General features: G+C 69.9%; 16 protein-coding genes. 6 read left to right on the plus strand and 10 right to left on the minus strand.

Annotated features, from left to right (window positions below; translation table 11 throughout):
* Positions 1-232: 232 nt before the first annotated feature.
* The 3 genes from M3M27_RS12295 (at position 233) to M3M27_RS12305 (ending at position 2,946) form a co-directional block, all read left to right on the plus strand.
* Positions 233-829 carry an IMPACT family protein gene (locus M3M27_RS12295; protein WP_140720320.1) on the plus strand — a complete coding sequence of 199 codons (597 nt, stop codon included), beginning with the start codon at positions 233-235 and terminating at the stop codon, positions 827-829.
* Entirely contained in the window at positions 822-2,588 is a 1,767-nt protein-coding gene (locus M3M27_RS12300) for an ABC transporter transmembrane domain-containing protein (protein ID WP_140720318.1), read from the plus strand. Before M3M27_RS12295 ends, M3M27_RS12300 begins: the two co-directional genes overlap by 8 nt.
* A 166-nt stretch (positions 2,589-2,754) precedes the next feature.
* Positions 2,755-2,946, plus strand: a complete 192-nt coding sequence (locus M3M27_RS12305) for a hypothetical protein (protein WP_140720316.1) — start codon at positions 2,755-2,757, stop codon at positions 2,944-2,946.
* 174 nt (positions 2,947-3,120) lie between these two features.
* Here the strand turns inward: M3M27_RS12305 and M3M27_RS12310 are convergent, their stop codons facing one another.
* The 6 genes from M3M27_RS12310 to hrcA all read right to left on the minus strand — a co-directional run bounded on the left by M3M27_RS12310 (position 3,121) and on the right by hrcA (position 10,439).
* Positions 3,121-4,233 carry a prephenate dehydrogenase gene (locus M3M27_RS12310; protein ID WP_434025812.1) on the minus strand — a complete coding sequence of 371 codons (1,113 nt, stop codon included), beginning with the start codon at positions 4,231-4,233 and terminating at the stop codon, positions 3,121-3,123.
* On the minus strand, positions 4,230-5,138 hold the full coding sequence (pdxY, locus tag M3M27_RS12315; RefSeq protein WP_434025813.1) for a pyridoxal kinase: 909 nt from the start codon (positions 5,136-5,138) through the stop codon (positions 4,230-4,232). The genes M3M27_RS12310 and pdxY overlap by 4 nt, the downstream gene beginning before the upstream one ends.
* A 327-nt stretch (positions 5,139-5,465) precedes the next feature.
* Positions 5,466-6,587 carry a molecular chaperone DnaJ gene (gene dnaJ / locus M3M27_RS12320; protein WP_140720310.1) on the minus strand — a complete coding sequence of 374 codons (1,122 nt, stop codon included), beginning with the start codon at positions 6,585-6,587 and terminating at the stop codon, positions 5,466-5,468.
* Between the two features lie 129 nt (positions 6,588-6,716).
* Entirely contained in the window at positions 6,717-8,639 is a 1,923-nt protein-coding gene (gene dnaK, locus M3M27_RS12325; RefSeq protein WP_140720308.1) for a molecular chaperone DnaK, read from the minus strand.
* 132 nt (positions 8,640-8,771) lie between these two features.
* Entirely contained in the window at positions 8,772-9,293 is a 522-nt protein-coding gene (gene grpE / locus M3M27_RS12330) for a nucleotide exchange factor GrpE (protein WP_140720306.1), read from the minus strand.
* Positions 9,294-9,389: 96 nt separating this feature from the next.
* Complete coding sequence (gene hrcA, locus M3M27_RS12335) at positions 9,390-10,439, minus strand: heat-inducible transcriptional repressor HrcA (protein ID WP_434025814.1); 1,050 nt, start codon at positions 10,437-10,439, stop codon at positions 9,390-9,392.
* A gap of 101 nt (positions 10,440-10,540) precedes the next feature.
* Between hrcA and recN the strand changes: the two genes are divergently transcribed.
* On the plus strand, positions 10,541-12,205 hold the full coding sequence (gene recN / locus M3M27_RS12340) for a DNA repair protein RecN (RefSeq protein ID WP_434025815.1): 1,665 nt from the start codon (positions 10,541-10,543) through the stop codon (positions 12,203-12,205).
* A gap of 216 nt (positions 12,206-12,421) precedes the next feature.
* Here the strand turns inward: recN and fur are convergent, their stop codons facing one another.
* Positions 12,422-12,832 (minus strand): ferric iron uptake transcriptional regulator, encoded by a 411-nt coding sequence (gene fur, locus M3M27_RS12345; RefSeq protein ID WP_140720299.1) that lies wholly within the window; start codon positions 12,830-12,832, stop codon positions 12,422-12,424.
* Positions 12,833-12,944: 112 nt separating this feature from the next.
* On the opposite strand from fur, the gene M3M27_RS12350 reads away from it, so the two are divergent.
* Positions 12,945-13,334, plus strand: a complete 390-nt coding sequence (locus tag M3M27_RS12350) for an outer membrane protein assembly factor BamE (RefSeq protein ID WP_140720296.1) — start codon at positions 12,945-12,947, stop codon at positions 13,332-13,334.
* Between the two features lie 13 nt (positions 13,335-13,347).
* Here the strand turns inward: M3M27_RS12350 and M3M27_RS12355 are convergent, their stop codons facing one another.
* Together M3M27_RS12355 and M3M27_RS12360 are read right to left on the minus strand one after the other, a co-directional pair.
* Complete coding sequence (locus tag M3M27_RS12355) at positions 13,348-13,602, minus strand: RnfH family protein (RefSeq protein WP_140720294.1); 255 nt, start codon at positions 13,600-13,602, stop codon at positions 13,348-13,350.
* Positions 13,603-13,604: 2 nt separating this feature from the next.
* Complete coding sequence (locus M3M27_RS12360; RefSeq protein ID WP_140720291.1) at positions 13,605-14,036, minus strand: type II toxin-antitoxin system RatA family toxin; 432 nt, start codon at positions 14,034-14,036, stop codon at positions 13,605-13,607.
* Positions 14,037-14,086: 50 nt separating this feature from the next.
* Here M3M27_RS12360 and smpB point away from each other — a divergent pair, with 50 nt between their 5' ends.
* Complete coding sequence (gene smpB / locus M3M27_RS12365) at positions 14,087-14,590, plus strand: SsrA-binding protein SmpB (RefSeq protein WP_140720288.1); 504 nt, start codon at positions 14,087-14,089, stop codon at positions 14,588-14,590.
* A gap of 185 nt (positions 14,591-14,775) precedes the next feature.
* On the opposite strand, the gene M3M27_RS12370 is transcribed toward smpB, so the two are convergent.
* Entirely contained in the window at positions 14,776-17,247 is a 2,472-nt protein-coding gene (locus tag M3M27_RS12370; RefSeq protein ID WP_434025816.1) for a S8 family serine peptidase, read from the minus strand.
* Between the last annotated feature and the right edge of the window lie 125 nt (positions 17,248-17,372).

The raw sequence follows: 17,372 nt of genomic DNA on the forward strand, positions 1-17,372 counted from the left end.
GCCTCGGACGGCCGGAGCCAGGACGTGCTGTTGCCTGTAGCGATATGGCTGCCCATCCCTTCCTTTCATTCGTGTTCCGGTGCTCTCCCCGGCCGCGAGCATAACGTCTCCTGACAGCCATGCAACCAGGCGGCATCCACCGGCGCGTGCCGCCCTCCCGGACGGGACGCGCCGGGCCGCCAGCCACGCGGCGCCCCTCTCAAAGCGCAGCGCGCGCTCTAGAATCGAAGCGATGCCCGACACCCTCGTCCACCCCGTCCAGCATGCCCAGGACGTCAAGCACAGCCGCTTCCTCGCCCGCGCCGCTCCCATCGACAGCGGCCAGGCGGCGCTGATCTTTATCCGGGAAGCCTCGGACGCCGAGGCCACCCACAACTGCTGGGCCTATCGCTGCGGCGGCGACTACCGTTCCAGCGACGACGGCGAGCCGGCGGGAACCGCCGGCCGGCCGATCCTTGCCGCGATCGACGGGCAAGGCTTCGACCGCGTCGCGGTGGTGGTCGCCCGCTGGTTCGGCGGGGTCAAGCTCGGCGCGGGCGGGCTGGTGCGCGCCTATGGCGGTACCGCCGCCGAATGCCTGCGGTTGGCACCACGCTCGCCGCTGGTGCCGATGCGCCGGTTGCGGCTGCATTGCCGCTTCGACGACATCGGCCTGGTGCATGCCCTGCTGCCCGCGCATGCGGCGGCCAAGCTGGACGAAACCTTCGACGCCGACGGCCTGCGATTGCGCGTCCAGTTGCCGGCGGACCAGGAGGACGCCTTGAAAACCCGCCTGCGCGACGCCACCCGCAATCGCATCGGCATTTCCGAAGAACGGACAGATGAATGACTCCCCCGGCAGGTCGACGAAGTCGCTGAAGCAACTGGGCAGCCTGCGCACGCTGTGGCCGTTCGTGCGCCGCCACCTGCGCCTGTTCGTGCTGTGGCTGGTGGCGCTGGCCCTGTCCTCGGCCGCCACCTTGAGCCTGCCGACCGCGGTCAAGCAGGTCATCGACCATGGCTTCTCCGGCGGCGGCCAGATCAACCGCACCTTCGTGCTGCTGTTCGGGGTGGCGGTGGTGCTGGCGTTCGCCACCGCCGCGCGCTTCTACTTCGTGTCGCTGCTCGGCGAGAAGGTCGTCGCCGACCTGCGCAACCGGCTGTACGCGCACCTGATCGGCCTGGATGCCGGTTTCCACGACCGCAACCGCAGCGGCGAGCTGGTCTCGCGCCTGTCGGCCGACAGCGAACTGTTGCGCAGCGTGATCGGCTCGACCATGTCGGTGGCGCTGCGCAGCACGGTCACGGTGGTCGGCAGCCTGGCCATGCTGTTCGTCACCAGCCCGCGGCTGGCGGCGTACTCGCTGGTCGGCATCCCGCTGGCGGTGCTGCCGATCGTGCTCGGCGCGCGCCGCCTGCAGAAGATCTCGCGCGCCAGCCAGGACCGCGTGGCCGACGCCAACACCCTGGCCGCGGAAACGCTCGGCGCGGTCCGCACCGTGCAGGCGCATGCGCGCGAATCCTACGAACGCAAGCGCTTCGGCGCCGCGCTGGACGCCTCGGTGCAGACCGCGCGGCGGCGCATCCGCACCCAGGCCCTGGTCACGGCCATCGCGATCGTGCTGGTGTTCGGCGCGATCGTGCTGGTGCTGTGGTCGGGCGCGCACGACGTGATCGACGGCCGCATGACGCCCGGCACGCTCGGCCAGTTCGTGCTGTATGCGTTGATCGGCGGCGGCTCGGTCGGCGCGCTGGCGGAAGTGTGGAACGAGCTGCAGCGCGCCGCCGGCGGCATGGGCCGCATCGCCGAGCTGCTGCAGGAACGCCCTGGCGTCGTCGCCCCGGCATCGCCGCGCGGCCTGCCCGAGCCCCTGCGCGGCGAGATCCGCTTCGACAACGTGGTGTTCCACTACCCGCAACGGCCCGATCACGCGGCGCTGGACGGCTTCGACCTGCACGTGCGGCCGGGCGAGACCGTGGCGCTGGTCGGCCCGTCCGGGGCCGGCAAGAGCACGGTGCTGTCGCTGCTGCTGCGCTTCCACGATCCGGACAGCGGCAAGGTCCTGGTGGAAGGCCACGACCTCCGGGAATTCGACCCGGCCGCGCTGCGCGAGCGCATCGCCCTGGTGCCGCAGCAGCCGGCGCTGTTCGCCGCCAGCGCGGCCGACAACATCCGCTATGGCCGCCTCGACGCCAGCGATGCCGAGCTGCAGGCCGCGGCGGAGGCCGCCGAGGCCGACGAGTTCATCCGCGCCCTGCCCGAAGGCTATGCCAGCGAACTGGGCGAACGCGGCGCGCGCCTGTCCGGCGGCCAGCAGCAGCGCATCGCGATCGCGCGGGCGCTGTTGAAGGACGCGCCGATCCTGTTGCTCGACGAGGCGACCAGCGCCCTGGACGCGCAAAGCGAACGCGCCGTGCAGCAGGCGCTGGAACGGCTGATGGCGGGCCGCACCACGCTGGTGATCGCCCACCGGCTGGCCACCGTGCTCAAGGCCGACCGCATCGTGGTGATGGACCACGGCCGCATCATCGCCCAGGGCACGCATGCCGAGCTGCTGGCGCAAGGCGGCCTGTACGCCGAACTCGCGCGCCTGCAGTTCATCGATTGAGCCCGCCGGGGCATCCGCGCCGCGGGCCAAGCACCGGCAGCGGGCTCGACAGGGCCCGCAGAAACCGAACGCGGCCTGTCCGGGCCGGGTGACGCGTCCTTAACGCCGGCCTTCGCATGCTCACGTTGCCGGCATCGCCGGCGGCAATCGATCCAGGAGGTGCGCAATGTCTTTCCGCCAGTTCCCCGCTGTCGCTCCGGATGGCGAGACCTACGTGATCATCGAGTTCCGCGACGAATCGAACAACGCCGGCGAACAGCCTTCGCCGCGCTACGAGCTGGCCGATGGCCGGCACCTGGTACGCCAGGGCCAGCAGTACACCACCACCGGCGGCGAACTCCGGCTGTCCGCGGCCTGAGCGGACGCCGGCCATTTTTTCGCCATCCGTCTTGACACGCCCGCGCCGCAAGGCGCGCGGCGCGTTATCCACATGCTTGTCCGCATTTCATCCACAGCCGGTGTGGATGAAATGCGCGACGATGGCGCTTGCCGGCCGCTCCCGCGGGCGGAGAGAGATGGCGGTACGCCCACCTCAGCGCGACAGCACCCGCCCGATGCCGCTCTCGTCGATCTCGTGCGCGGCGCGCGCCAGGGCCGCGGCGTCGCTGGCATGGTCGAAGCCGATGCGGAAATGCAGCTCGCCCGCCGGCGTGCGCGAGGAATGGATCGAGGAGAGATTAACGGCGTGCCGCTCGAATACGTGCAGCAGCACGCGCAGCGAGCCGGGCTGGTCCTCGGGCAGGTAGACGCTCAACGCGCGCGCCTCGGTCAGGTCGGCCAGCAGGTACCCCACGCGCTCGTAGCTGTAGTTGCCGCCTTCCAGCGCCTGCGCGCCGATCGCGGCCTTGTTGTCGTGCAGGAAGATCTCGCGGAAACGGGCGCGCGCCGCATCGTCGCCGCGGGCGACCAGCGCGCGCAGTTCCTGCAGGTGCGAAAGCAACCGGTCGAGCATCTCGCCGACGTGCGGGTTGCCGAACTGGATGTCCTCGTAGATCGCCGGATTGAGCGAGAGGATGCGCGCGATGATCGCCGTGTCCAGCTCGAACGAGGCGGAACGGAACGGCATCAGGGCCGGCAGCTGGCCGAGCAGCGGCGCGTAGTCGCGCAGCACCCCGGCCTGGGCCAGGTGGGTCGCATGCACCATCGCCTGCACCAGCGCCATCACCCGGTCGTGGTGTTCGGGCGTGGCGGGCACGCATTCGGCCTCGAGCGCGTCGCACAGCGTCTGCAGCCATGCGCGCCAGGCATCGAGCCGCGCCTCGCAGACCACCATCACCCGGCCCTTGAGCGTGGGCGACTTCGGCGGCGCGGTCATCGGATGCAGGCCGACCACCTCGGCCTGCGATTCCAGCATCGCCGCCACCGGCCCCTGCTTGATCGAGGTGATGTCCAGCCACAGCCGGCCGCGCTCGCGGCCGGCGGCCAGCGCCGCGTAGCGGCGGATCAGCGCTTCGGTCTGGCGGATCGGCGCCGAGAACACCAGCACGTCGGCGCGGTCCACCAGCGCCTGCTCGTCGAGCGAGGCCGGATCGGCCGGATCGTGCCCGACCGCCTCCAGCTGCATGCGTTCGTGCAGGAATCGCTGCAACCACCGGCCATAGGCACCGGCGCTGCCGACGATGCCGACGACGGGACGCGCCGTCATGCCAGGCGCTCGACGGCGAAGCGCCCCGGCGTGGACAGTGCCGCCGGCGCGGCGGCGAGCACGTCGAACTCCTCGTAGCCATCGGCCAGGGTCGCCTCCAGCGCCGCGTGCACGCCCGACAGCGCGCGCCCGGCCGCCGATTCGAACGACTCGCCCTGCAGCAGGAAACCGATCAACAGCGACATCAGCACGTCGCCGGTACCGGCCACGTCCACCGGCAGGTACGGGGTCGCCCAGCGCCAGACCGCGTCGCGGCTCACCGCCAGCGTCACCAGCTGGCCTTCGGCGCCGGCCACGCTGTGCGCGAGCACCCACTCCGGGCCGCGCTCGAGCAACTCGCGCGACGCGGCGATCGCATCGTCCTGCGCCAGGCTGTCGCGGCCGCTCAGGCGGCCCAGCTCGTACGCATTCGGCGTCACCAGCCAGGCCTTGGGCAGCAGCCGCTCGACGAACACCTTTTCCAGCGCGGGCTCCACGTAGGGCCCGGTGTGGGTATCGCCGATCACCGGGTCCAGGCAGTAGCGCAGCTGCGGCGCCAGGTCCTGCAGGCCATCGAGCCAGTCGGCGAACGCCTCGCCGTTGGCGAGGCTGCCGAGATAGCCGGAGACCAGCAACTTGGCGCGCTGCGGCAGGCCGCGCTCGCTCGCGCCCAGCAACAGGTCGGAGAACCAGTCCACCGGCAGGATGCGCCCGCGCAGGGTCGAATAGAACGGCGCATTGCTGAGCAGCGTGGTCGGGATCTCCGCCACGCGCACGCCCAGCGCGCGCAGCGGGGGGATCGCCGCGCTGTTGCCGGCGTGGCCGTAGACCAGTTGCGACTGGACGGAGATGACGTCGACCGGCGCGGGCCCATCGGGGCGCTGGCGACGGCCGTGGACGAGGTGTCCGGGTTGCGATTGGCTCATCGCCGCATTGTAGGCGCGCGCAGGCGGCACGGCACGTTCGCCTTTGCATTTCGCAGGAGCGACTTCAGTCGCGGCGGGGCTTTACCGAAAGCTTCTTCGCGACTGAAGCCGCTCCTACGAAGAGCGAAAACAGCCGGCACTTCGGGAAAGCCCGTCGGGACTGAAGTCCCTCCCACGAGAATGTCGTCGACTCGATGGGCGTCTGGAGCAAAGCCCCCCTTCCGTTAAGGGGGGCGCGCCGACAGGCCGGGGACGGGCAAGGCAGAAGCGGGGCCCGCGGTTTTGCGAGGCAAAAGCATGGGGGTGCAGCCCGCGAAGCGGGATGCACTACGACGTCATCCGGTCCCAGAAACTCTTCACCCCGTCCATGAAGGTCGCCGATTTCGGCGAATGCTTGCGCGCCTCCTCGCCGACGAACGTGGCCTCGAACTGCTCCAGCAGCCTGCGCTGCTCCGCGGTGAGGTTGACCGGCGTCTCCACCACGACGCGGCAGTACAGGTCCCCCGGCACGCGGCTGCGCACCGACTTGACGCCCTTGCCGCGCAGGCGGAACAGCTTGCCGGTCTGGGTCTCGGCCGGGATGCGGATCTCGGCTTCGCCGTCCAGCGTCGCCACGCGCACGCTGTCGCCGAGCGCCGCCTGGGCGATGCGGATCGGCACTTCGCAGTGCAGGTCGTCGCCGTCGCGCTGGAAGATCGCGTGCTCGCGCACGCGCACTTCGACGTACAGGTCGCCGGGCGGCGCGCCGGGCGGCCCGGCCTCGCCCTCGCCGGCCAGGCGGATGCGGTCGCCCGTGTCCACGCCGGCCGGGATCTTGACCGACAGGACCTTCTCTTCCTCGACGCGGCCGGCGCCGTGGCAGGTCTTGCAGGGATTGCGGATGATGCTGCCGCGCCCGGCGCAATGCGGGCAGGTCTGCTGCATCGCGAAGATGCCGCGCTGCACGCGCACGTTGCCGCGGCCGCCGCAGGTGGTGCAGGTCTCGACCTTGCCGTCCTCCGAGCCGCTGCCGTCGCATTGCCGGCATTCGGCCAGGGTCGGGATCTCGATGCGGCGCTCGACGCCGGCCACCGCTTCCTCCAGCTCCAGCTCCATCACGTAGCCGATGTCGGCGCCGCGGCGCGCCTGGCGCGCACCAGCGGCTCCACCGAAGATGTTGCCGAAGATGTCGCCGAAGATGTCGCCCATGTCCGGGCCGCCCGGACCGCCGCCGCCCATGCCGTGTTCGAAAGCGGCATGGCCGTGCGCGTCGTACATCCGGCGCTTGCCGGCGTCGGCGAGGACCTCGTAGGCCTCCTTGCATTCCTTGAAGGCCGCCTCGGCCGCCGCATCGCCCGGATTGCGGTCGGGGTGGTACTTCATCGCGCAGCGGCGATAGGCCTTCTTCAGCTCCTCGTCGCTGGCGTTGCGGGCGACGCCCAGCACCTCGTAGTAGTCGCGCTTGCTCATGTGGACGTGATTCGTGATGGGTGATTGGTGATTCGAAAAAGCATCGGTATCGCCATCAGCCGGGATTCCGGCGCCCGGAGGAGCGAGGCATGGCCCCGCTCCTTCGAATCACGAATCCCGAATCACGAATCACGGCTTCTTGTCGTCCTTGACCTCGGTGAACTCGGCGTCCACCACGTCGTCGTTCGCCTTGGCCTGCGGGCCGGCATCGCCGCCGCCGGCGGCACCCTGCTCGGCCGCCGCGGCCGCCGCGTACAGCGACTGGCCGGCCTCTTCCAGCGCCTTGGTCTTGGCCTCGATCTGGGCCTTGTCGTCGCCCTTCATCGCGGTCTCCAGCTCCGCCAGCGCGCCCTCGACCTTGCCGATCACGTCGCCCGGCACCTTGCTGCCGTGCTCGTTGATCGCGCTGCGGGTCGCATGGATCAGGCCGTCGGCCTGGTTGCGGGCCTGCACCAGCTCCTGGAACTTCTTGTCCTCGTCGCGGTGCGCCTCGGCGTCGGCCACCATCCGCGCGATCTCGTCCTCGGACAGGCCCGAGCCGGCCTTGATCTCGACCTTCTGCTCCTTGTTGGTCTTCTTGTCCTTGGCCGACACGTGCAGGATGCCGTTGGCGTCGATGTCGAAGGACACCTCGATCTGCGGCAGGCCGCGCGGCGCCGGCTCGATGCCGGTCAGGTCGAACTTGGCCAGCGACTTGTTGAAGCGGGCCTGCTCGCGCTCGCCCTGCAGCACGTGCACGGTGACCGCGGACTGGTTGTCCTCGGCGGTGGAGAAGACCTGCGAGGCCTTGGTCGGGATCGTGGTGTTCTTCTCGATGATCTTGGTGAACACGCCGCCCAGGGTCTCGATGCCCAGGCTCAGCGGGGTCACGTCGAGCAGCAGCACGTCCTTGACGTCGCCGGCCAGCACGCCGCCCTGCACCGCCGCGCCCAGCGCCACGGCCTCGTCCGGGTTGACGTCCTTGCGCGGCTCCTTGCCGAAGAACTCGGCCACGGCCTGCTGCACCTTCGGCATGCGGGTCTGGCCGCCGACCAGGATCACCTCGCTGATGTCGCTGGCGCGCAGGCCGGCGTCGTTCAGCGCCACGCGGCACGGCTCGATCGACTTCTTGATCAGGTCCTCGACCAGCGCTTCCAGCTTGGCGCGGGTCAGCTTGATGTTCAGGTGCTTCGGGCCGGAGGCGTCGGCGGTGACGTACGGCAGGTTGACCTCGGTCTGCTGCGAGGACGACAGCTCGATCTTGGCGCGCTCGGCCGCGTCCTTCAGGCGCTGCAGCGCCAGCGGGTCCTTGCGCAGGTCGATGCCCTGGTCCTTCTGGAACTCGTCGACCAGGTACTCGATCACGCGGTTGTCGAAGTCCTCGCCGCCCAGGAAGGTGTCGCCGTTGGTGGCCAGCACCTCGAACTGCTTCTCGCCGTCGACCTCGGCGATCTCGATGATCGACACGTCGAAGGTGCCGCCGCCCAGGTCGTACACGGCGATCTTGCGGTCGCCGCCGGCCTTGTCCAGGCCATAGGCCAGCGCCGCGGCGGTCGGCTCGTTGATGATGCGCTTGACGTCCAGGCCGGCGATGCGGCCGGCGTCCTTGGTCGCCTGGCGCTGGCTGTCGTTGAAGTAGGCCGGCACGGTGATCACCGCCTCGGTCACCTTCTCGCCCAGGAAGTCCTCGGCGGTCTTCTTCATCTTCTCCAGCACCTTGGCGGAGATCTCCTGCGGCGCCAGCTTCTTGCCGTCGCTGGTCTGCACCCAGGCGTCGCCGTTGTCGTGCGCGAGGATGGTGTACGGGACGTGCGCAATGTCCTTCTGCACCTCGCCGTCGGTGAACTTGCGGCCGATCAGGCGCTTAACCGCGTAGAAGGTGTTCTTGGGGTTGGTGACGGCCTGGCGCTTGGCCGAGGCGCCGACCAGCACTTCGCCGTCCTTGGTGTAGGCGACGATCGACGGGGTGGTGCGATCGCCTTCCGAGTTCTCGATGACGCGGGCCTTGCCGCCGTCCATGATCGCCACGCACGAGTTGGTGGTGCCGAGGTCGATACCGATGATCTTGCCCATGTGGGATGGCTCCTGAAGAGTGTTCTTAACTGTCTGTCCGGCCCGCGCCGGTTCTGGTCCAGATGTGGGGATGGCGCGAACCCATTCAAGCCATCCGCACGAAACTGCGTTGCATGGACGGTGCCGCGCCGATCAGTCGTGGCGCGCGACCACCACCAGGGCCGGGCGCAGCAGGCGCTCGTTGAGCAGGTAGCCCTTCTGGAACACCTGCAGCACGCTGCCGGGGGCCACCCCCTCGGGCGCCTCGGCCTGGCTGATGGCCTGGTGGTGTTCCGGGTTGAACGGCTGGCCGGCCGGGTCCAGCAGGGTCAGGCCGTTGTCGGCGGCGACCTTCAGCAGCTGCTTGTAGGTCAGCTCCAGGCCGTCGCGCAGCGGGCTCGGTTCGTTGCCGGCGGCGGCCAGCCCGGCATCCAGGCTGTCGAACACCGGCAGCAGCTCGCCCAGCAGCTTCTCGTTGGCGAACTTGCGCGCGTTCTCCACGTCGCGGGCGATGCGCTTGCGCTGGTTCTCCAGGTCGGCCCGTTCGCGCAGCGCGTCGGCCTTGAGCAGGGCGATCTCGCTGCGCAGCGCCTCGACCTCGGCCTGGAGCGGATCGGCCGGCGCCTGGTTCTGGGATGGGTCTTCGGAATCGAATTCGGGGTGGTCTTGGTTCATGAACAATTCCCGGGCGGGAGGAACACCCGCCCCACCGGCTCCCTATGTGGGCGTATCGACGGGTTTCAAGCGATCGATCGGAACCAGAGGCCGCGCCTATCGCGGTGGCGGCTCCATCGCGGCCCCCAGCATCTCGGCGGTGACCTGGACCAGCGGGATCAGCCGGTCGTAGGCCATCCGTTTCGGCCCGATCACCCCGAGCACGCCCAGCACCTGGCCATGGGCGGCGTACGGCGCGGTGACCAGCGAGACGTCCTCGAGCGACACCACGCCGGTCTCCTCGCCGATGAAGATCTGCACGCCCGGGGCCTGGATCGTGCGCTCCAGCAGTTGGAGGATCTCGCGCTTGCTGGCGAAGGCCTCGAACAGCTCGCGCAGGCGGTCCAGGTCGGACAGGTCCTGCACGCCCATCAGCCGGGTCTGTCCGGCCAGCAGCATGTCGTCGCTGGCGGCCGGGGCCAGCACCTCGCCGGCCAGGTCGACGCTGTGCGACAGCAGCTGCTCCATCTCGTCCTTGGCCACGCGCAGCTCGCGCAGCAGCGTGGCGCGGATGTCGGCCAGGGTACGCCCGGCGAAATGCGCGTTGAGGTAGTTGGCGACCCGCTCCAGTTCGACCGGCCCGTAGGCCCGCCGCGGCTCGATCACCCGGTTCTGCACCTCGTTGTCGGCGAACACCACGATCGCCAGCACCTTGCGCGCGTCGATGCCGACGAAGTCGATGTGCTTGAAGGCGAACTGCTCGCGCCGCGGCGCGCTGACCACGCCGACGAAGTGGCTCATCGCCGACAGCATCTGCGAGGCGCTGCCCAGCAGCGACTGGGTCCCGGCCCCGGCCGGCAGCTCCGCGCGCAACCGGCGCACCTCGTCCTCGCCCGGCGGCTGCATCTGCACCAGGCTGTCGACGAACACCCGGTAGCCGTGCGCAGTCGGCACGCGGCCGGCCGAGGTGTGCGGCGAGCTGAGCAGGCCGATGTCCTCCAGGTCCGCCAGGATGTTGCGGATCGTCGCCGAACTGACGTCCAGCCCGGCGTGCTGGGCCAGGGTCTTGGACCCGACCGGCTCGCCGTCGCGGATGTAGCGCGAGATCAGCGTCCGCAGCAACTGGCGGGCGCGGGGATCGAGCGAGGGCGTGGAAGATGCGCGCATGGGATCAGTCTGTGAGACGAAGCATAGATAATGTCTGCCCGGAGCGTTGGCAAGCCGCGCCTGCCCCGCCCTCCCAGAACCCAGACCGTCCCGACGCCTGCATGCTCAGACATCTCTCGATCAAGGATTTCGCCGTCGTCCGCGCCACCGAGCTGGAATTCGGCCCAGGCATGACCGTGGTCTCCGGCGAGACCGGCGCCGGCAAGTCGCTGATGGTGGACGCGCTCGGGTTCCTGTCCGGGCTGCGCGCCGACAGCGGCGTGGTCCGCCACGGGGCCGAGCGGGCCGAACTGTCGGCCGAATTCATGTTGCCGCCCGGGCACCCCGCCCAGCGCTGGCTGCGCGAGAACGAACTGGACGACGACGGCCAGTGCCAGCTGCGCCGGATCATCCGCGCCGATGGCGGTTCGCGCGCCTGGATCAACGGCCGCCCCGCCCCGCTGTCGCAACTGGCCGAACTGGCCGGCCACCTGGTCGAGATCCATGGCCAGCACGAGCACCAGGCCCTGCTTTCCCGCACCAGCCAGCTGGACCTGCTGGACGCCTACGCCCGCAATGCCGGCGAACGCGAGCAGGTGCGCCGGGCCAGCCAGCGCTGGCAGGCCCTGCTGGACGAGCGCGAGGCGCTCTCGGCCCAGGGCGACGTGTCCGACCGGATCGGCTACCTGGGGCACCAGCTCGCCGAACTGGAACGCGAGGACCTGGAGCCGGCCTCGATCGCGGCGCTCGACGCGAACCACCGCCGCCAGGCCCATGCCGCGGCGCTGATCGACGCCTGCGGCCAGGCCGCCGACCGCCTCAACGGCGACGAGGGCGAGTCCGCCCTTGGCCTGCTGCAGGCATGCCGCCATGCCCTGTCCCGGGTAGCCGAGCACGAACCCCGCCTGGCCGAGGTCGACACCCTGCTCGACGGCGCGGCGATCCAGCTCGACGAAGCGCTGTCCCTGCTCGACCGGATCCGCGACGACCTGGACGCCGACCCGGCCCAGTTCGAGGCGATGGAGCGGCGCATGGCCCGCCTGCACGACCTGGCGCGCAAGCACCGCGTCGCCCCCGACCAGTTGGCCGAGCAGCGCGACCGGCTCGCGGCCGAGGTCGAGTCGCTGCGCGGCGCCGATGCCCGGCTGCAGAAGATCGACGACCTGCTCGCCGAGGCCAGCGGCGAGTGGCGCCAGGCCGCCGCCGCGCTTTCGGCCACCCGCGCCCGCGCCGCCGCCGCGCTGGGCGAGGCCACCACCGCGCTGATCGGCGAGCTGGGCATGGGCGGCGGCCGCTTCCTGATTGAACTGCAGCCGCAGGACGCGCTGCGACCGGACCCGAACGGCGCCGAGCGCGTGGAGTTCCTGGTGGCGGCCAACGCCGGCCAGCCGCCCCGGCCGCTGCGCAAGGTCGCCTCGGGCGGCGAGCTGTCGCGCGTGTCGCTGGCGATCGAGGTCGCCGCGCTCGGCCTCGACGCGGTGCCGACCATGGTGTTCGACGAGGTCGACTCGGGCATCGGCGGCGCGGTCGCCGACATCGTCGGCCAGAAGCTGCGCGCCCTCGGCGAGCAGCGCCAAGTGCTGTGCGTCACCCACCTGCCCCAGGTCGCCGCCAAGGGACATGCCCACTACCGGGTCAGCAAGGCCCCGGTGGACGGCATGACCCAGAGCTCGGTCGAGCTGCTCGACGCCGGCGCCCGCCAGGAAGAGCTGGCGCGCATGCTCGGCGGCGTGGAAGTGAGCAAGGAGGCGCGCGCGGCCGCGCGCAAGCTGCTGCAAGAGGTCTGACCCCCCCCACTGCTTCCCAGGAGCGGCTTCCGTGGGAGCGGCTTCAGCCGCGATGGGGCTTGCATGCAGGTCCCTCTGCGGCAGCCTGCACATCCCTGTGCAGGGGTTCAAACGGGAAAACCCATCGCGGCTGAAGCCGCTCCCACGGAAGCCGGCCCTTCGAATGCGGAAGGCGGCCGACCGGCCGCCTTCGCGTATCCCGGTAAGACCCGCCCCTCAGCGCGCGCGCTTCTTGCGCACGTACAGCACGAGGGAATGGTCCTCCAGCTCGTAGCCGTGCTCGGCGGCGATCTTGTGCTGCAGCGCCTCGATCTCGTTGCTCTCGAACTCGATGATCTTGCCGGTGTCCACGTCCACCATGTGGTCGTGGTGGCCGCCCCGGTCCAGCTCGTAGACGGCCTGCCCGCCTTCGAAGTTGTGCTTGAGCACCAGCCCCGCGGCCTCGAACTGGGTCAGGACCCGGTACACCGTGGCCAGGCCGATCTCGTCGCCGTGCTCCAGCAGTTGCCGGTAGATGTCCTCGGCGCTCAGGTGGTGCTGGGCGCTCTTCTGCTCCAGCAGCTCGAGGATGCGCACGCGCGGGTGGGTGACCTTCAGGCCGACTTTGCGCAGGTCGTGGGATTCCATGGAGTCTCCGGTGTTCCTATTCATTGGCGATTTAGCGCCAGCTGCCGGGGATGGGTCGCGGCGACCGTGGGGAGTGTATCATCGCGGTGATTTTCACTCCGTACCGTCCCCGATGCGCAATCTCCTGCTGGTCGCCGCCGTTGCCCTGTCCACCGCCGGCTGCGGCATCATCTACAAGCAGCCCATCTATCAGGGCAACCTGATCAAGAAGGAAGCCGTGGATCAGCTGCAGGTCGGCCAGAGCAAGCAGGCCGTGATGGCGCTGCTGGGAACGCCGTCGATCCCGGACCCGTTCCACGCCCAGCGCTGGGACTACACGTCCACCCAGCGCACCGACCGGCTGGCGCGCACGGAGATCAAGAACTTCACGGTGTTCTTCGAGAACGACCGGGTGGTCCGCTGGGAAGGCGACTACTTCCCCAACCAGGACGAGCAGCTGGCCAAGTCGGCGCGCAAGCAGTTCGGCCCGAACCTGGCCAAGGACAAGAAGAAGGGGCGCTGACCCTTCGCCCGGGTCAGGGGGCCCGGGCGCGCCTGCGCCGGGCTTCCTTGGGGTCCACCAGCAGCGGCCTGAGCAGTTCCAGCCGGTCGCCGTCGCGCAGCGGCTGGTCCGTCCGGGCCAGGACCCCGTGGATGGCGCAGGCCCGGCTCTCCCCGCCAGGGTCGAGTGCCGCGGCTTCGACCGCATCGGCCACGACGGCGCCCTCCGGCAGCTCGACGGAGCGCTCCAGGTAGCGGTCCGGCCACGCGATGACCACGTCCACGCGCATGGCTAGCCCTCTTCGCGGTCGGCCACGCGCACGAAGTCGTTGACCATGCGGTCGGCCAGCCCCTGCAGGCCCAGGGCCAGTGCCGGCCCCAGCAGGCGCGAGGTCGGCTCGAAGTCGAGCACCAGGCTGACCTTGCACGCGTTCTCGTCCAGCGCGTGGAAGTCCCAGCGGCCTTCCAGGCGCTTGAACGGGCCGTCGCGGAGCTTCATATCGATGCGATGCGGCCGGTCCAGCGTGTTCTCGGTGGTGAACCAGGTGCGGAACGAGCCCAACCCCAGGTCCAATCGCGCCACCATGCGCCCATCGCCCTGCTCCAGCAGCTGGGCGGCATCGCACCAGACAAAGCGGCGGGGATAGGCGGCGACATCGTTGACCAGGTCGAACATGCGCACGGCGCTGTGTTCGACCAGGGCGCTACGGCGGACAGTAGGCATGGATCAGGGCACGGATCGTTCGGCGGCGCCGAATCGGAGACAATAGACAGATGAGCAAGAAACCCGCCAAGGATAAAGCAAACGGCGCGACGGCCAACAAGACCATCGCCCTGAACAAGCGCGCCCGCTACGACTACCACATCGTGGAGCGCTACGAGGCCGGCATGGCCCTGCAAGGATGGGAGGTGAAGGCGATCCGCGCCGGCCGTGCCAACCTCACCGACGGCTACGCCTACGTGCGCAACGGCGAGATCTTCCTGATCGGGGCGCAGATCACCCCGTTGATCCAGGCTTCCACGCACGTGGTGGCCGAGGACCGGCGCACCCGCAAACTGCTGCTGCACCGGCGCGAGATCGACAAGCTGATCGGCGGCGTGGAGCGCGACGGCTACACGCTGGTGCCGACGGCGATGTACTGGAGCAAGAACAAGGTCAAGCTCGAGATCGCGCTGGCCAAGGGCAAGCAGTCCCACGACAAGCGCGAAGCCACCAAGGAGCGCGATTGGCAGCGCGACAAGCAGCGGATCATGCGCCAGCACAACCGGGATGCGTGAGAGGCCCGGGCTCGGGGCTGGCGCCTGCCGTTCCCTTCTCCCGTACACGGTAGAAGGTGCCCCGAAGGGGCGGATGAGGGTGCAGGCGAAGCCGCACCCCTCACCCCGACCCCTCTCCCGTGCACGGGAGAGGGGCTTTCGACCTTCTTGCTTTGCCGGGTCTCCAGTCCCGAGCCCCGGCCCCCTCAGGTCTCTCCGAGCATCCGCATCAGATTGGGCACCCCGCGCCCCTGCATGTAGGGATCGCGCTGCAGGTCGGTGCAGGTCCGCAGCATCAATTGCTTGACGCGGTCCGGGAAGCCGATGAATTCGCGGCGCACCGACAGGAACCCCGCCACCAGGCCGGCCACGTGCGGGGCCGCCATGCTGGTGCCGCTCATCTCGACCATCAGGCTGAGCGGATCGTCGGCGCGGAAATCGTAGTGCGCCGAGATGATCTTCTCGCCCGGCGCCACCACGTCCGGCTTCTGCCGGCCATCGGCGGTCGGACCGCGCGAGGAGAAGTACGACACGCCGTAATTGTGCGGCTGGCTCTTGTGCACCGATCCCACCGCGATCGCCTCCTCCAGGTTGGCCGGATCGCCGATGCTCAGGTCCATGTTGGTCGGATAGGCCTCGCCATCGCCCTGCACCAGCCATGCCATGCCTTCGTTGCCGGCGGCCAGCACCACCACCACGCCCTGCCGCCACAGCCGGCGCAACTCGTTGCACATCGGCGTGAACCCGCAGCCGTAGCTTTCCGGGTCGAAATACCCGCCCAGGCTCAGGTTGACGCCATGGATGACCAGCCCGCCGGCGCGCTCGTTGATCTCGGCCACCTGCTGGATGCCCTTGATGATCCACGAATCCCGGCCGTTGCCCTCGTCGTCGAGCACCTTGAAGCCGTACAGCTGCGTTTCCGGCGCGACGCCGGCGAACTCCACCGGCGGCAACGGCTTGCCGTTGCGGTCGGGCAGCGAGGCCATGCTGCGCCCGGCGATGATCCCCGCCACGTGGGTACCGTGGCCGTTGCCGTCCAGCCGCGCGAAGCGCTCCCCGTCGGCGCGCACCAGCCGCCTGGGCCGGCCGCGCTGCGTGCAGTCCCACTGTTCGACCACGCTGTCGCGCACGCCCGGCTCGAAGAAATGCGGATGCCCCGCGGCGATGCCGGTATCGAGCACCGCCCAGCCGATCCGCTGTCCCAGCGCCCGGTAGGCGATCCGCGCCGCATCGGCGTGGATCACGCTCGACGACTCGCGGATCAGCGCGCGCTTGCCGGCATCGCGCCACAACCGCCAGACGCCGAGCGAACGATACTCGTCGCGCAATACCTCGATCTCGAAACGGGTCAGCCGCGCCGATACGAAACGCTGCAAGTGGTCCTCCAGCTCGATCGCATCGTCCAGGCGCTCGCCCTTCAGCCCGGTGGTGCGCCCGGCCAGTTCGCGCAGGCGCGCCACCAGCCGCGCGCGCGCATGTTCGGCATCGATGCCGGGCAGCAGCTTGTCCAGCTCGATCAGCACTTCGTGCCGATGGTCGGGCCCGTGCGCCTCGAGTTGTTCGGAAAGATCCTTGATCAGCACGGCGCTGGACACCGGCTGGTCGAAGCCGACGCCCACCGCGTTGCGCACTTCCGCCCGCACCTGCGGGATCGACAGGTAGCCCGAGCCGGAATGCGGGTTGCTGCGCCAGTCCGGATTGATCCGGTCGCCGTCGATGTTCGCGAAACGATCCCGGGCGCCGGCGATGTCGTCGCCGAGGTCCTCGTCCAGCGCCACCGGATCGCGGCGCTCGGCGACGTTCACCCAGCGCCGCACGCAATCCGGGAACGGCAGCTTCCTGGTGCCGGTCCAGCGCTTGAACATGCTGCGCACCACCGGCAGCCCCAACGGCGAGCCGATGGTGACGAACAACGAGACTTCGATGCCCTCGTCCTTCAACTGGCGCAGCACGTCGTAGGCGATCATCGAGCCCTGGCTGTGCGCCACCACCACGAACGGCCCGCCGCCGGAGCGCAGGCGCTCGAGCAGGCTCTGCTGCATCGCCTCGCGCCGCGCGGGCACGAAGAAGAAGTCGTGCACGTCCTGCAGCAGCGCCGCCGATACCAGCCTCAGCAGCACGCGGTTGACCACGTCGATCGCGCCGCGGGCCTGCGGCCCGGCGTTCGCGCCCTGCCCGCCCTGCCCTTGCCCCAGCTCGTCCAGCAGGCGGTACAGATCCTGGCGCTCCTGCGGCGAATCGGCCAATCCATCGGCCAGGGCATGCAGGTCCTGCCCGGTCGGCAGCAGCCCGAGCGCGCCGAGCACGCGCTGCTCGGATGGACTGGGCGCCGGCCCTTCGTCGCGGTCCGTGCAGGTCCCCGGTTCGGGCACCGGGTAGCGTTCGCGGTTGACCCAGTAGGCCATCCGGGTGCGCTCGCCCATCGGCCGCCCGAACAGCGCGTTGTCCCACTGGCAACGCAGCACCTCGGCCGGCGGCTTGTTGCCGATGCCATGGATGTACACCACGGTGCGCGCCTGGCCCTGGGCCAGGGCCAAGGCCGCCTTGGCCGACACCGCCTGCCCCGGCGTCGCCGCGCTCACGCGGCTCCCTCGCGTTCTCGCGCCGCCGCTCGCCTGCGCCTTCCCGGTACCGCCCTTGCTGCCGCGTGAAGTCCCCGTCTTCTTTCCTGCCGCCATCGCGTCTCCTCCTTCGCCGCCTGCCCGATGTTCGCCCCGGGCTCGTCGACGGCGCTGAAGCCACTTTAAGCAGGCGCTGTCGCAATACTTGTGACCGGCACCCCCGATCACTACACTTCAAGGGT

Source organism: Xanthomonas boreopolis, assembly GCF_046529185.1.
In the GTDB taxonomy this organism is placed as follows: Bacteria; Pseudomonadota; Gammaproteobacteria; order Xanthomonadales; family Xanthomonadaceae; genus Pseudomonas_S; species Pseudomonas_S boreopolis.

What these genes read in the sequence shown, in the direction of transcription:
- M3M27_RS12295 (WP_140720320.1), top strand. Translation starts at nt 233, where the DNA reads ATGCCCGACACCCTCGTCCACCCCGTCCAGCATGCCCAGGACGTCAAG.
- M3M27_RS12300 (WP_140720318.1), top strand. Translation starts at nt 822, where the DNA reads ATGAATGACTCCCCCGGCAGGTCGACGAAGTCGCTGAAGCAACTGGGC.
- M3M27_RS12305 (WP_140720316.1), top strand. Translation starts at nt 2,755, where the DNA reads ATGTCTTTCCGCCAGTTCCCCGCTGTCGCTCCGGATGGCGAGACCTAC.
- M3M27_RS12310 (WP_434025812.1), bottom strand. Translation starts at nt 4,233, where the DNA reads ATGACGGCGCGTCCCGTCGTCGGCATCGTCGGCAGCGCCGGTGCCTAT.
- pdxY (WP_434025813.1), bottom strand. Translation starts at nt 5,138, where the DNA reads ATGAGCCAATCGCAACCCGGACACCTCGTCCACGGCCGTCGCCAGCGC.
- dnaJ (WP_140720310.1), bottom strand. Translation starts at nt 6,587, where the DNA reads ATGAGCAAGCGCGACTACTACGAGGTGCTGGGCGTCGCCCGCAACGCC.
- dnaK (WP_140720308.1), bottom strand. Translation starts at nt 8,639, where the DNA reads ATGGGCAAGATCATCGGTATCGACCTCGGCACCACCAACTCGTGCGTG.
- grpE (WP_140720306.1), bottom strand. Translation starts at nt 9,293, where the DNA reads ATGAACCAAGACCACCCCGAATTCGATTCCGAAGACCCATCCCAGAAC.
- hrcA (WP_434025814.1), bottom strand. Translation starts at nt 10,439, where the DNA reads ATGCGCGCATCTTCCACGCCCTCGCTCGATCCCCGCGCCCGCCAGTTG.
- recN (WP_434025815.1), top strand. Translation starts at nt 10,541, where the DNA reads ATGCTCAGACATCTCTCGATCAAGGATTTCGCCGTCGTCCGCGCCACC.
- fur (WP_140720299.1), bottom strand. Translation starts at nt 12,832, where the DNA reads ATGGAATCCCACGACCTGCGCAAAGTCGGCCTGAAGGTCACCCACCCG.
- M3M27_RS12350 (WP_140720296.1), top strand. Translation starts at nt 12,945, where the DNA reads ATGCGCAATCTCCTGCTGGTCGCCGCCGTTGCCCTGTCCACCGCCGGC.
- M3M27_RS12355 (WP_140720294.1), bottom strand. Translation starts at nt 13,602, where the DNA reads ATGCGCGTGGACGTGGTCATCGCGTGGCCGGACCGCTACCTGGAGCGC.
- M3M27_RS12360 (WP_140720291.1), bottom strand. Translation starts at nt 14,036, where the DNA reads ATGCCTACTGTCCGCCGTAGCGCCCTGGTCGAACACAGCGCCGTGCGC.
- smpB (WP_140720288.1), top strand. Translation starts at nt 14,087, where the DNA reads ATGAGCAAGAAACCCGCCAAGGATAAAGCAAACGGCGCGACGGCCAAC.
- M3M27_RS12370 (WP_434025816.1), bottom strand. Translation starts at nt 17,247, where the DNA reads ATGGCGGCAGGAAAGAAGACGGGGACTTCACGCGGCAGCAAGGGCGGT.